Origin of the sequence: Enterobacter sp. Bisph1, from assembly GCF_000814905.1 — a bacterium.
Classification (GTDB): domain Bacteria; phylum Pseudomonadota; class Gammaproteobacteria; order Enterobacterales; family Enterobacteriaceae; genus Kosakonia.
On the sequence record NZ_JXAG01000033.1, the window covers coordinates 181,787 to 195,657 of the forward strand.

At 55.9% G+C, this 13,871-nt stretch carries 9 protein-coding genes; 3 read left to right on the plus strand and 6 right to left on the minus strand.

The annotated features are described in order from the left end of the window. Nucleotides 1–50 precede the first annotated feature (50 nt). The 5 genes from malZ to phoB all read right to left on the minus strand — a co-directional run bounded on the left by malZ (nucleotide 51) and on the right by phoB (nucleotide 7,299). Complete coding sequence (gene malZ / locus RW65_RS08415; RefSeq protein ID WP_039056270.1) at nucleotides 51–1,868, minus strand: maltodextrin glucosidase; 1,818 nt, start codon at nucleotides 1,866–1,868, stop codon at nucleotides 51–53. Nucleotides 1,869–2,128: 260 nt separating this feature from the next. Then, a complete protein-coding gene (gene proY / locus RW65_RS08420) occupies nucleotides 2,129–3,481 on the minus strand; it encodes a proline-specific permease ProY (RefSeq protein WP_039056271.1) in 1,353 nt (450 codons plus the stop codon). A gap of 83 nt (nucleotides 3,482–3,564) precedes the next feature. Further along, nucleotides 3,565–4,884: a branched-chain amino acid transporter carrier protein BrnQ gene (brnQ, locus tag RW65_RS08425; protein WP_039056272.1), complete on the minus strand. Its 1,320-nt coding sequence runs from the start codon at nucleotides 4,882–4,884 to the stop codon at nucleotides 3,565–3,567. 405 nt (nucleotides 4,885–5,289) lie between these two features. Then, entirely contained in the window at nucleotides 5,290–6,588 is a 1,299-nt protein-coding gene (phoR, locus tag RW65_RS08430) for a phosphate regulon sensor histidine kinase PhoR (RefSeq protein ID WP_039056273.1), read from the minus strand. Nucleotides 6,589–6,609: 21 nt separating this feature from the next. Further along, nucleotides 6,610–7,299, minus strand: coding sequence for a phosphate response regulator transcription factor PhoB (gene phoB / locus RW65_RS08435; RefSeq protein ID WP_039056274.1), 690 nt, complete (start codon nucleotides 7,297–7,299; stop codon nucleotides 6,610–6,612). A 199-nt stretch (nucleotides 7,300–7,498) separates the two neighbouring features. Here phoB and sbcD point away from each other — a divergent pair, with 199 nt between their 5' ends. The 3 genes from sbcD to RW65_RS08450 all read left to right on the plus strand — a co-directional run bounded on the left by sbcD (nucleotide 7,499) and on the right by RW65_RS08450 (nucleotide 12,476). After that, nucleotides 7,499–8,701, plus strand: a complete 1,203-nt coding sequence (sbcD, locus tag RW65_RS08440; protein ID WP_039056275.1) for an exonuclease subunit SbcD — start codon at nucleotides 7,499–7,501, stop codon at nucleotides 8,699–8,701. Beyond that, entirely contained in the window at nucleotides 8,698–11,838 is a 3,141-nt protein-coding gene (gene sbcC, locus RW65_RS08445; protein WP_039056276.1) for an exonuclease subunit SbcC, read from the plus strand. Before sbcD ends, sbcC begins: the two co-directional genes overlap by 4 nt. Nucleotides 11,839–12,044: 206 nt before the next feature. Further along, nucleotides 12,045–12,476, plus strand: a complete 432-nt coding sequence (locus tag RW65_RS08450; protein WP_039056277.1) for a hypothetical protein — start codon at nucleotides 12,045–12,047, stop codon at nucleotides 12,474–12,476. A 156-nt stretch (nucleotides 12,477–12,632) separates the two neighbouring features. Here RW65_RS08450 and RW65_RS08455 read toward each other — a convergent pair whose 3' ends face one another. Further along, nucleotides 12,633–13,781, minus strand: a complete 1,149-nt coding sequence (locus tag RW65_RS08455) for an integrase core domain-containing protein (RefSeq protein ID WP_039055493.1) — start codon at nucleotides 13,779–13,781, stop codon at nucleotides 12,633–12,635. Between the last annotated feature and the right edge of the window lie 90 nt (nucleotides 13,782–13,871).

A 13,871-nucleotide genomic window follows, 5' to 3' on the forward strand; every position in this document is an offset into this window, starting at 1 on the left:
GATCGCCTTCACAAAGGGGAGACGTTACGCCGCCCCTTTCGCGTGGCGAATCAGGCGGCTGACCAGACAGAGGCGCTAATCGCTGAAAGCGTTAACACATCGTCCTGTAGCGTACCTGTACCTTCCTGAAGCCGCCAGTTTTTCCCGCGCAACAGCGGTGAATCCTCCAGCACCACTTCGCAGGCTTCGCCGCGGTTAATTGCCACCAGGGTACGCTGCTGGCGATAGACACGCAAAAACACCAGCACATTACCCTGCGCGTAAATCACTAAACACCCGCCGTAGCGCAGCGCCTGCGAGCGCGAGCGCAGCTTCGCCATCCGCTGGTAGAGCGCCAGCAGTTTGCCGTCCTGACGCGTTTTGTCCCACGGGAAGGGCTTGCGGCAAAAGGGATCGTTGGCGCCGTCCAGCCCCACTTCATCGCCATAATAAATACACGGCGTGCCCGGCCAGCAAAACAGCCACACTACCGCCAGCGGTAAACGGGCAACATCGTTGCCGAGCACGGTTTTAAAGCGCGGCGTGTCGTGGCTGTCGAGCTGGTTAAACATACGCAGTTGCTGCTGGTGCGATAGCCCGGCGCGGTAGTTATCCATCCATGCGGCGCAGGTTTCTGCATCGATATTCTGCGCATCGTACGAGAGATCCGTTTTCGCCAGAAACGCCCATAGCGGCAGGGTAAAGCCGCGATAGTTCATCGACGCGTCTTCGGCGTCCGCCTGCAACCACTGGCGCGCATCGCCAAAATGTTCGCCAAAGATATAGGCCTGCGGTCGGGTCTCTTTTGCCGCCGCGGTGATGGCCGTTACATGGCGCAAATTTTCACCCGCACCGCCCTCTTCCCCCAGCATATGCACGACATCCAGCCGCCAGCCATCCATATTCCACGGTGCTTTTAGCCAGTGGCGCACAATGCTCTCCTCGCCCTGATAAATCTCTTCGCGCAAGGTCGGGGAGCGGTAATCGAGTTTCGGCAGGCTGGCATAGCCGAGCCAGTCGCGGGCGTGACCGTTCTCATCAAAACTAAACCAGCTGCGCCAGCGGGAATCGGGATTATGACAGGCGCCGCCCGTGGCGCGATTGTGGCGGTCGAACCAGGCGTGGGAATCACCCGTATGATTAAATACGCCATCGAGAATAAGCTTCATACCCGCCTCCTGCGTGTGCTGGCGCAGGCGCAGGAGCGCTTCATCGCCGCCGAACTGCGGATCGACATGGCGATAATCTTCGGTGTCATATTTATGCACGCTAGGGGCAACAAACACCGGATTGAGGTACAGGGCGGTGACGCCGAGCTTTTTCAGATACGGCAGTTTTTCGCTAATGCCGTCCAGATCGCCGCCATAAAAGGTCGAACCGCCCGCTTCGGCGGTCAACGGATCGTCCCAGTTACGCAGCACAATCGACTGACCGGCGGCATGATGATAATAAACCTTGTCTTGCTCTTCACCGCGCGGCAGGCTGCGGGCAAAGCGGTCCGGGAAAATCTGGTAGAACACCTGATCCGCCACCCATTGCGGTCCGCTGTCCGGCAGATCGATGGCGAACTGTTCAAGGCGTGCCGGGGGAAAACGGCTAAAGCCCTGCGGGGTAAACCACAGCTGACGGTTCTTCCACAGTAGCTTAAAGCTGTAGCGGCGACGAGGCTGGCCGCTCGCCACGTCAATGGCAACCCGCCAGACCGTTACGCCGTCGGCCGTCGCTTTACGCCCGCAATGCATCACCACCGGCGTCTCCTCGTTATCCATTTCTGTCCGTAGCGTCACCCGCTCCGGCAGCGACGTACCGGCGAGCCAGAGCGTAATAACCAGTTGATCCTGTTTCTGTTTCACAAACGGCGCAACGGGCAAATGCCATGCATTCAACATCAAAAAATCCCCTTTGTTCAAAATGACGCCACTCTTCCACAGCGGTTGCCGCCCTGCCTCCTTCTTTACGCATTTTTCCGGGGGTGAGATCGAGGGCGCAGAGAAAAGCGTCTGGCAGGCACGTAACGGCACGGGCCGAAATCACGGCTGGCTACGTTGAAAAATATAGTTGAATAAACGAGTTAGCATAACTGCGAAAGGGCGGGAAACGAGGCGGGATAAACGCTGGCATCGGTCACCGACGCCAGCACTTTGGGTTATCAGGCTTTGCGGCGTTTAAACTGCCAGCCGATTAACAGCAGCGCAATCCATGCCAGCCCGACATACAGCGAGATGCGGGTTTCCGGATGCCAGCCAATCAGCACAATAATAAAGACGAGGAAAATCAGCCCGACCACGGTGGTTGCTACCCCGCCCGGCACCTTAAATTTCAGCGCCTTCACTTCATCGGCGGAGAGGCGGCGGCGGAAACCGATCTGCGAAAGCAGAATCATGATCCACACCCAAACGGTGGCAAAGGTCGCCAGCGAGGCAATCACCAGGAAGACGTTTTCCGGCATGATGTAATTCAAGTACACCGCCAGCAGCAGCGCAACCGTCATCACCATCACCGTTACCCACGGAATACCGCGACGCGAGGTTTTGGCAAACATCTTAGGCGCGCTCCCCTGCTCGGCCATGCCGTGCAGCATGCGGCCGACGCCAAAGACATCGCTGTTAATCGCCGACAGCGAAGCGGTCAGCACCACAAAGTTAAGGATGCTGGCGGCAAAAGTGATGCCCATATGCTGGAAAGTCAGCACAAATGGGCTGCCATCGGTGCCGACCTGATTCCACGGATAAATAGACATAATCACGAACAGCGTACCGACGTAGAACACCAGAATACGCAGCGGCACGGAGTTGATGGCGCGCGGGATCGACTGCTCAGGATCTTTCGCTTCCCCGGCGGTGATACCGATAATTTCAATCCCGCCGTAGGCAAACATCACCATCTGCAGCGCCATCACTGTTCCCAGCCAGCCGTTACTGAAGAAGCCGCCGTGGCTCCACAGATTGCTGATGCCCGTCGCCTGGCCGCCGTTGCCGATACCCCACAGGATGATACCAAAACCGGCGACAATCATGATGATAATGGTGGCGACTTTAAAGAAGGAGAACCAGAACTCCAGCTCGCCAAACACCTTCACGCTCATCAGGTTAATAGAGCAGATGAGCAACACCACGCTTAACACCCAGATCCAGTGCGGCACCGTCGGGAACCAGACGCCCATATAGATACCGAAGGCGGTGACATCGGCGATAGCGACAATCAGGATTTCAAAACAGTAGGTCCAGCCGGTGATATACCCGGCCAGCGGGCCGAGGTTTTCCTGTGCATAGCGGGAGAAAGAGCTGGCGGAAGGGTTGTGCACGGACATCTCGCCCAGCGCGCGCATTATGATATACGCGGCAACACCGCCAATAATGTAGGCCAACAGTACGCTGGGTCCGGCCATTTTGATGGCATCTGCGGAACCATAAAACAGCCCGGTGCCAATCGCTGAACCCAGCGCCATAAAGCGAATGTGGCGGGTACTGAGCCCACGCTTCAGCTTATTCGTACTTTCCATCGTTTCCACTGCCGTTATTCATCACCAAAATAAAAAACCACGGAGCGCGTGCCCCGTGGTTAAACAAACCGTGTTTGCTGCTGTTAGTGCGCGCTGGATGTTACCTGTCGTCCAGCGATGCGATCCCAGACTGCGGCCAGAATCACCATCACCAGACTCGGCATCAGCCACGCCAGCCCTTCCCCTGCCAGCGGCAAGCGCTGAGTCCAGGCAGGAAGGTGTTCAGCAAATGCGGACGCTTTCACGCCGTCAAGGATACCAAAAAGCAGGCTGATAAACATCGCCGGTGCGATAACTCGCGTCGAGCTGTTCCAGAAAGAGCGGGTAAAGCTCAATACCACCAGCACGATGCACGGCGGATAGATAAGCGTCAGCACCGGAATAGAGATCTGGATCAGATGGCTCAGCCCGAGGTTGGAGACCGCCATCGAGAAGATACCCAGAATAAACACCAGCGTGCGGTAAGAGAGCGGCAGATATTGTGCGAAGAACTCGGCACAGGCGCAGGTCAGGCCCACCGCCGTCACCAGGCAGGCGATGAAAATCAGCGCCGCCAGCAGAAGGCTGCCCGCCCCACCGAAGGTGTGCTGCACGTAAGCATGCAGAATAGCAGCGCCGTTGGCAGACTGATCGACCAGCATTGAGCTGTCTGAACCCAGACGGAACAGCGCCAGATAAAGCAGCGTTAAACCCACACCCGCCATCAGGCCAGCCCAGACGGTATAGCGGGTCAGCAGACGTGCTTCCGTCACGCCGCGTGAACGCGCCGCGTTAACAATCACAATGCCGAACACCATCGCGCCAAGGGTATCCATCGTCAGATAGCCATTAACGAAACCATTCGAGAACGCGGCATTCTGGTAGGCGTCCATCGCATGGCTGATAGGACCTGCGGGCCAGACAATCGCGGCAACGGAAAGCACCGTCAGGGCAATAATTTTCAACGGCGCGAGGAAATTACCAACGGTATCGAGCAGTTTACCCGGGTAGAGCGACACCAGAATGACCAGTGCAAAATAGAGCAGGCTGTAAATCAGCAGCGGCATCGGGCCTTCGCCGGTCAGCGGCGCAATGCCCACTTCAAAGGAGACGGTTGCCGTACGCGGTGTAGCGAACAGCGGCCCCACCGCCAGGTAACACACCGTTGCCAGCAGAACGCCCGCCACTTTACCGATTGGCGTACTCAGGCTATCCACGCCGCCGCCCACTTTCGCCAGCGCAATAACCGTAAGCACCGGCAAACCGACCGCGGTAATCAGAAAACCAAATGCCGCCGTCCAGACGTGTTCACCCGCCTGTAAGCCAACCATGGGAGGGAAAATAATGTTACCTGCGCCGACAAAGAGGGCAAAGGTCATAAAGCCCAGTGCAACAATGTCGCGTGGTTTTAAGTGATGGGTCATAAATTTTACTGCCTGTGGATGTGGTGTCGTAAAGTGATGAATTTTTGGCCTTTCCCGACCGCACAATAGAGCGCCGATAGCGCATTTATTCAGCGGGAAATGCTTTATGTATACCGTGGCGAAGAATAGTTTTTCGATTTACCACGTAAACACAGTCGGTCTGACAATGTATGGGGCGCAATTTAAACGCTTATAACGTTTAAAGGCAAGGTGGGATCGTAAAACTAGATGGTTATGCTGAATTGAAAAGTCTAAGCAGTCAGATACTCTAAGTATAAGAAAAACACATGGCTGATCGTGCGAACAAAAAATAAGCAGATGTACAAACCTGCTGGCAGAGGCGGTAAACGGTGCGAAAAACGGCCTGATTGCGCAGGCCGCTGGCAACAGAGAATGACAGATCCGTCAGGAAGCGGCTTTTTTGGCAACCAAACGTTCCGGTAGCAGGAAGCTAAAGCGGGTGCCTTTCCCGGGTTGACTGACAATATCCAGTCGGCTTTCGTGATGATTCACCGCGTGTTTCACAATCGCCAGACCCAGTCCGCTGCCGCCAGTTTGCCGCGAACGCGCCTTATCCACGCGGTAGAAACGCTCCGTCAGGCGCGGAATATGTTCCGCCGCGATGCCGGGGCCATTATCCTCCACGCTAAATTCTGCCCCCTGCGGCAGATGCCGCCAGCAGACATCAATATGCGTCCCCGCAGGCGTATGGTTGACGGCGTTATACACCAGATTAGAGATGGCGCTGCGCAGCTGTTCTTCATTGCCGAGCACTTTTAAGCTGCTGTCGACATCAAAGGTAAAGCTATGCTTTTGCTGACTGAGGGTTTGCGCTTCGCGCTCCACCACCCGTAGCATCATCGGCACATCAATAATTTCGTTTGGCGACAGCGTCGGCGCGGCTTCAATCTTCGACAGCGTGAGCAACTGGCGAACCAGCCCTTCCATGCGTGAGGTTTGCTCGCGCATGGTGTGCAGCGCTTTTTCGCGCGGCGCACCTTCCAGGGTTTGCTCCTGCATCATCTCCAGATAACCCTGCAGCACCGTTAACGGCGTGCGCAGCTCATGACTGACGTTGGCAAAAAAGTTACGCCGCGCGCCTTCGAGCTGGTGCATCTGCGTGACGTCGCGCGCCACCATCAGTAGCTGTTGCTCACTGTAGGGCATCACGCGGATCTCCAGATGCCGCCCGTTATTCAGTACCAGGTGCAGCGGCCGGGTGAACTCTTTTTTCTTCAGGTATTGCGTAAATTCGGGGTAGCGCAGCAGGTTGAGGATATTCTGGCCGTTATCGTCCGGCCAGCGTAGGCCAAGAATCTGTTGCGCCAGACCGTTACACCAGAAAATCGACCCTTCTTCGGTGGTGAGGATCACCGCGTCCGGCAGGGATTCTGCGCCGCTACGAAAGCGTTTGATTAAATTCCCCAGCTCGCGGCGGCGCTTTTTATTACGCATCTGCATCTGGTGCAGCCCGTACAGCAGCGGCTCCCAGCTACCGGTTCCCGGCGGTGGCGTCATACTTTTATCGACCCAAAGCCACCAGGAAAGGCGCAGTAAATTCCAGAAATGCCAGGCCAGCAGCCCGGTTACCGCGGCGAGTAAAAACCAGGGTAGATAACCGAAGAGAGCGCCGAGAATAAAGGCGGGTATACAACAAAGGAGGAGCTCGAGCACCAGCCTTTTCCATGACAGCCGTTCCAGCACGCGTCACACTCCTGTTAAATTTCAGAAACGGGTCGAAAAACGATATCCCGTGCCGCGCACTGTTTGCACCATACGATCGTGGCCGCTGTGTTCCAGCGCTTTGCGCAGACGGCGAATATGCACGTCCACGGTTCTGTCTTCAACGTAAACGTTGGTTCCCCAAACGTGGTTAAGCAGCTGTTCGCGGCTGTAAACCCGCTCCGGGTGGGTCATAAAGAAGTGTAAGAGTTTAAATTCCGTCGGCCCCATATCCAGCGGGTTTTCACCGGTCATCACGCGATGGGAGGAAGGATCGAGACTCAGCCCCTGCATTTCAATCACCTCTTCCACCGCCATCGGTGAAATGCGGCGCATCACGGCTTTGATACGCGCCACCAGCTCTTTTGGCGAAAAGGGTTTGGTAATGTAATCATCCGCGCCCGTTTCCAGCCCGCGCACGCGATCCTCTTCTTCCCCACGCGCGGTTAGCATCATCACCGGAATATCCCGGGTCATCGCTTCGCGTTTCAGATGTTTAATAAACTGAATTCCCGAGCCGCCGGGCAACATCCAGTCGAGTAAAACCAGGTCGGGCCAGGGTTCGTTAAGTTGGTTTACCGCGCTGTCATAATCTTCAGCTTCCACCGGTAGAAAACCATTTTGCTCGAGCACGAAGCACACCATTTCACGGATCGGTGCTTCATCTTCTACGACCAGAATTCGTCTCGCCATAATTCGCCCTGTTTTATTTAAGTGGTCAATGTAGATAGCGGCGCCATTATGCGTCAGTTTTGTGACAGATTTATGAATAAGATGACCGCAATATGACCCCAGCGTTGCCTGTATGACAAGGCAAATTTGCGATCGGTTATGTCCCTCATCTGGTTAATGTTTATAATCGGCTCTACGCTTTTCACGCCACGGAACCGCTATGCGCATCATTCACACTTCTGACTGGCATCTGGGTCAAAACTTCTACAGTAAAAACCGCGCCGCCGAACATGACGCTTTTCTCGACTGGCTGCTGAGTAGCGCAGAAACGCACCAGGTCGATGCCATTATTGTCGCAGGCGATATTTTTGATACCGGTTCCCCGCCCAGCTACGCCCGCGAACTGTATAACCGCTTTGTGGTGAAGCTGCAGCAAACGGGCTGCCAGCTGATTGTGCTCGCGGGTAACCATGATTCCGTGGCGACGCTGAATGAGTCAAAAGAGATCCTTGCGTACCTGAAAACCACCGTTGTTGCCAGTGCAGGCGTGCAGCCGTTTATGCTCTATCGCCGCGATGGCGAAGCGGGGGCGGTATTTTGCCCGGTGCCGTTTTTACGCCCGCGCGATATTACCGTCAGCCAGGCGGGGCTTTCCGGCCAGCAAAAGCAGCAGCATTTGCTGGCGGCGATCACCGATTACTATCAACAGCAGTATGTTGATGCCTGCGCCCTGCGCGGGGATAAAGCGCTGCCGATTATCGCCAGCGGCCATTTAACCACCGTTGGTGCCAGCAAAAGTGACGCCGTACGTGACATCTATATCGGCACGCTGGATGCCTTTCCGGCGCACCATTTTCCGCCGGTGGATTACATGGCCCTTGGGCATATTCACCGGGCGCAAAAAATTAGCGAGCTGGAACATATCCGCTACTGCGGCTCGCCCATTCCGTTGAGTTTTGATGAAACCGGCAAAAGCAAAAGCGTCAATCTGGTGACCTTTGCCGACGGTAAACTGGCGGAGATCGCCGCGCTGGAGGTGCCGGCAACCCAGCCGTTAGCGGTGATTAAAGGCGATTTTGCAGAGATTTGCCGCCAGCTTGAGCAGTTTCGCCACGCGCCCACCGATAAACCGGTCTGGCTGGATATCGAAATTGTCAGCAGCGAATATCTGGCGGATATGCAGCGCAAAATCCAGCAGGTGACGGAAGATTTGCCCGTCGAGGTGCTGCTGGTGCGCCGCAGCCGCGAGCAGCGCGAACGTATATTGGCCGGAGAGCTGCGCGAGACCCTAAGTGAGTTAAAAGTGGAAGAGGTGTTCGCCCGCCGACTGGCGCAGGAAACGCTGGATGAAGAACAAAACAGACGTTTACAGACACTGTTCAGCGAAACCGTGCAGGAACTGGATGAGGAGAATGAGGCATGAAGATCCTGAGCCTGCGGTTAAAAAACCTCAACTCCCTGAAGGGCGAGTGGAAAATCGATTTCAGCGCCGAGCCGTTCGCCAGCAACGGCCTGTTCGCCATTACCGGCGCGACCGGGGCGGGGAAAACCACCCTGCTCGATGCCATCTGTCTGGCCCTGTACCACGAAACGCCGCGCCTGAGCACCCTGTCGCAATCGCAAAATGATCTCATGACCCGCGATACCGCCGAGTGTCTGGCCGAAGTGGAATTTGAAGTTAAGGGCGTCGCCTACCGCGCTTTCTGGAGCCAGAGCCGCGCCCGCGGTCTGCCGGATGGCAATCTACAAGCACCGCGCGTCGAACTGGCCCTCTGCGCCGACGGCAAAATCCTTGCCGATAAGGTGAAGGATAAGCTCGATCTGACCGCCACGCTGACGGGCCTTGATTATGGCCGCTTCACCCGATCCATGCTGCTTTCGCAGGGGCAATTTGCCGCCTTCCTCAATGCCAAACCCCGCGAGCGCGCCGAGCTGCTGGAAGAGCTGACGGGCACCGAAATTTATGGCCAGATTTCAGCCCGTGTGTTTGAAAAACATAAAGCGGCGAAAATCCGCCTCGAACAGCTGCAGGCGCAGGCCGAAGGCGTGGTGCTGCTAAATGATGAGCAGCGCCAGCAGCTGTCGCAAAGTTTGCAGGCGCTCACTGACGAAGAACAACGGCTGCTGACCGAACAGCGCGAGAGACAGGCGCAGGCCAACTGGCTTAATCGCGACGCAGAACTGCGCGCCGCGCGCGGTCGGGCGCAGGCCGCGCACGCTCAGGCGCAGCAGGCGCTGGCGGGCGCACAGCCGCAGCTGGCGGCGCTGGAACGGGCGCAACCGGCGCTACAGTTGCGCCCTTTATGGCAGCGCCTTGAAGAGCAGCGTAAAGCACAGCTTCAAACCCGTACCCGCAGTGAAGAAGTGAATACTCGCTTACATGACAGCCTGCGCCTGCGGGCGCAGATTCGCTTTAGCGCCCGGCAGCAGCATCTGGCGTTGCAGGCTACGCAGAAAACCCTCGAAAGCTGGCTTGCGGACAACGGTCGTTTTCAGCACTGGCAAAACGAACTGACGGGCTGGCGGGTACTCTTCAACCAACTGGCAGAAGAGAAAAAACAGTGGCAGAGCCAGCAGCAGCGCGTCCAGCAGCTGGAGGAAAAACTGCGCACGCTGCCGGCGTCGACCCTTGAGCTGAGCGCGGAAGAGACCGCTGCGGCGATGGCGCAGTGTGCGCAAAACCGCCCGCTGCGCCAGCAGCTTACCGCCCTGCATGCCCGTTTCGCCCCGCTGCGTAAACAGCTCTCCCTGCGCCAGCAAAGCCTGCTGGATTTACGCGCCGAACAGGAAAAAATCAATCTCGAGCTCGCCCGCAAACGTGAGCTGTATAAAGAGAAAAACCAGCTGCTGACGGAAGTGACCACCATCTGCGAGCTGGAAAACCGCATCAAAGATCTGGAGAGCGAGCGCGCGCGCCTGCAGCCGGGGCAGCCTTGCCCGCTGTGCGGCGCAACGGAACACCCGGCGATTTCTCATTATCAGACCCTTGAACCGGGGGTCAATCAGGCCCGGCGCAGCACGTTGGATCTCGAAGTGCGGCAGGTTAAAGAGGATGGCGTGGCGCTCGGCGAAAGGTTAAAAGGCCTCGCCGAACGCTATGAGAAAGATGAGCGTGAAGTGCTCAGTCTGCAGCAGGAGGAACAAAACTGGCTGCAGGCATGGGCGCAAGCCTGTAGCGCCCTGCACGTTACGCTGGAGCCCCATCGCGAATTAACCAGTTGGCAAAGCGCGCAGGATGCTTACGAACATCAGCTCTATTTGCAAAACCAGCGCCTGACTCTGCAGCAGCAGATCGGCGAACAGCATCAGCAAAAAGAACAGTATCAACAGGCGGTGAATGCCCGCCGTGAAAAACTGATGACGGCGCTGCAGCCGTTGGGCCTGGAATTCCCGGCGGAAGGCGACGAAGAGTCGTGGCTGGCGGCGCGTAGCGCGGAGGCCGAGCAGTGGCAGCAGCATCAGCAGCAGTTGCATACGCTGCATGAAAAAGTGGCGCAGCTGACGCCCATCCTCGATACGCTGCCGCCAGAAGATTGCGCCGACACCGGGCAATCTGTCGCCCTCGATGGCTGGCGCAAAGTGCATGATAGCTGCCTGGCATTGCAAAGCCAGTGGCAAACCCTGCATCAGCAGCTGGCGCAGGAAGAAGAGCTGGCGGCGGCGCTGGAGAAACAGTTTGCCGAAGCGCTGGAACAGAGCGTCTTTGCCGATCATCAGGCGTTTCTCGACGCCCTGCTGCCTGAACCCGAGCGCCAGCGTCTGGAACAGTTGCGGCAGAAACTCGATAGCGACTGTCAGCAGAAACAGGCGCTGGCCCATAGCGCTGAACAGGCGCTGATGGCGCATCAGGCACAGCCGCCTGCTGCCCTTGCCGCCGATGCCACTCAGGAAAGCATTAACCTGCTGTTGCAGACGATTGCCCGGCAGCTGCGGGAAAACACCACCCGCCAGGGCGAAGTCCGTCAGCAGTTAAAACAGGATGAGGCTAACCGTAAGCGCCAGCAAAATGTGCTGCAGGAGATGGCGCAGGCCAGTGTGCAGTATGACGACTGGGGCCATCTGAATGCCCTTATCGGCTCGAAAGAGGGCGATAAGTTTCGCAAATTTGCCCAGGGACTGACGCTGGATAACCTGGTCTGGCTGGCGAACAACCAGCTCACCCGTCTGCACGGCCGGTATCTGCTTAAACGCAAAGCCAGCGAAGCGCTGGAGCTGGAAGTGGTCGATACCTGGCAGGCGGATGCGGTACGCGATACGCGCACCCTTTCCGGCGGCGAGAGCTTCCTGGTGAGCCTCGCGCTGGCACTGGCGCTGTCGGATCTGGTAAGCCATAAAACCCGTATCGATTCGTTATTCCTCGATGAAGGCTTTGGCACGCTGGATAGCGAAACCCTCGATACCGCCCTCGATGCTCTTGATGCCCTCAACGCCAGCGGCAAAACCATCGGCGTGATTAGCCACGTTGAAGCGATGAAAGAGCGCATTCCGGTGCAGATTAAGGTGAAAAAGATTAACGGACTGGGCTACAGCAAACTCGACGGGAAATATGCGGTGAGTTAAATAAATGCCCTCCGGCCTGACCGGAGGGCATTCCTGTACCCCTGAAAGGCTCAATTGCCAATCGCATCGCAAACACACCAGCGCGTTTTGGATATCTTCCCCCCATTAACAAGCGTCCCGGCTATGGGATAGATAAATGCTCGCTAGTTTATCCCTGTAAGCTTGCGCTAAGGGTTTGTCCATTTTGGCAAAGGAAAGCCACGATCATGAGAACATCATTAAAATTGATATTTGCCATGCTAGTGCTTTGCATAGTGGGTTTTGCCTTTGTATTGCACTATCTCAATATGGAATTCGCGGAAAATGCGGATTACACGGAACAGGATAAAAGAGAATATGATTTCTATACGCCAACATTACTGAAAAATATGCCGCGAATCAGTAATGCCTACCGCTTCCATTACCGAAATGTGTCTGGCCCCAACCCTGCATTGGTTTATCAAGTGGCTTTTTCCGGTACAACGGATACCCGTAAAATTGACGCCTGGCTGGTCAAACAGGGATATATAAAAAATGGTATATGCCACACACACAGCTGCTGGACCGGTCAAAATCCTGACATAACCCTATCGATAGGTATTGAGAATACGTCGAATATCGTTCATGTCGAAATGGTGGATAAGGCGAGCAACCCTTGATGGGATTCGATAGTAGAAAGAGTAAGACCGAAAAAGTCATCTGCATCAACACAGATAATGGCGTTTCCCTGAGCTTATAGAAAAGGGGCGCTTAATTGTATGAACCGGCCACATGGGTTACAGATCTGACCGGTCACATGGGTGACAATTTTTGAACTAATCGGCCCGGATTATACGATGGTTTCGTCTGTCATACCGGGCCAGTATGAGATCACCAAAACCAATTTCATCCAGGTCTTCTTTCACCTGCTTCATCCATACCCATTCTCCTCTGAGCGCCTCCGATAAAAATATTCGGGTACTGTTAAAAAACAAGTCACCTTTAATTGATACGCGCAGCACGCGGGCATTCTCCGGCACAGGCATTGTCTTAAGCGGCCCGGTGTAAATTCGTTCTGATGGGTACCAGACTGAGCGCGGAGTTCTTCCGCCCAGCGCCTTGTGCGGGCGTATTTCATTAAATTCCTCGCGCCAGGCATCCAGCCAGATCTGTTGCTCCTCCAGAGAAGTGAACTTTGCATGTCCCTTTAGTGCATCCTTCAGGGTCCGGTGCATTCTCTCATGCCGCCCATTCTCCGTAGGCTTACCTGGCCGGATACGCTCAGGCAGGATGCCGCATTTTATAAGCCAGACAGACATCTGGCTCAGCCCCCACAAACCTGCGCCAGCAAATGGTGGCCCATTATCTGTACGCAGCACATGAGGCATGCCGCAGTCACGGAAAACACGCTCCAGACAGGGAATAACAAACCGGCCATCAGGCATATAGGTGGCATCGCAGGCCAGTACAATCCTGCTGCAGTTGTCGGTCAGCGTAAAAGGGTGACACCAGCGCCCACCGGTATGGGTGTATTTACCCTTAAAATCAGCGCTCCAGACATCGTTGGGTCGGGCAGGTGTATGCAGTTCAGGACGTTGCGTGGATTTAAAAGCCGGTTGCCTGCGTTTTTTAACCAGACCGTGCAACCGGAACAGATCGCCAATCGTGCTGGCTGCGGGCACGTTACTGACATTCAGGTTAAGCAGGAGCTGTCTGATTTTTTCAGGCCCCCATAATGGATATTGCTGCTTCGTCTCCAGCAGGAGTTTAGTCATAGACTCCGGTGTGCATTTTTGTTGATGACGCGCCCGGGAACGGTCATCAAGAGAGGAGGCATCATTCGGGGAAAAACGGGCCAGCCATTTATAACCGGTTTTGCGGCTGATATTGAAACGGCGGCACACCTCGGCAACCGGAAGGTTGCCTTCAAGGCAGGCCGCAACAAACTGCAAACGTTGCATGGTAACAGTCTCATTCCAGGGCACGGTAAACCTCCATCAGATGCTTACCGCACTGTTATAACCTGTTACCCATGTGCCCGGTTTAAAGTGTTACCCATGTGGCCGGTTCATACA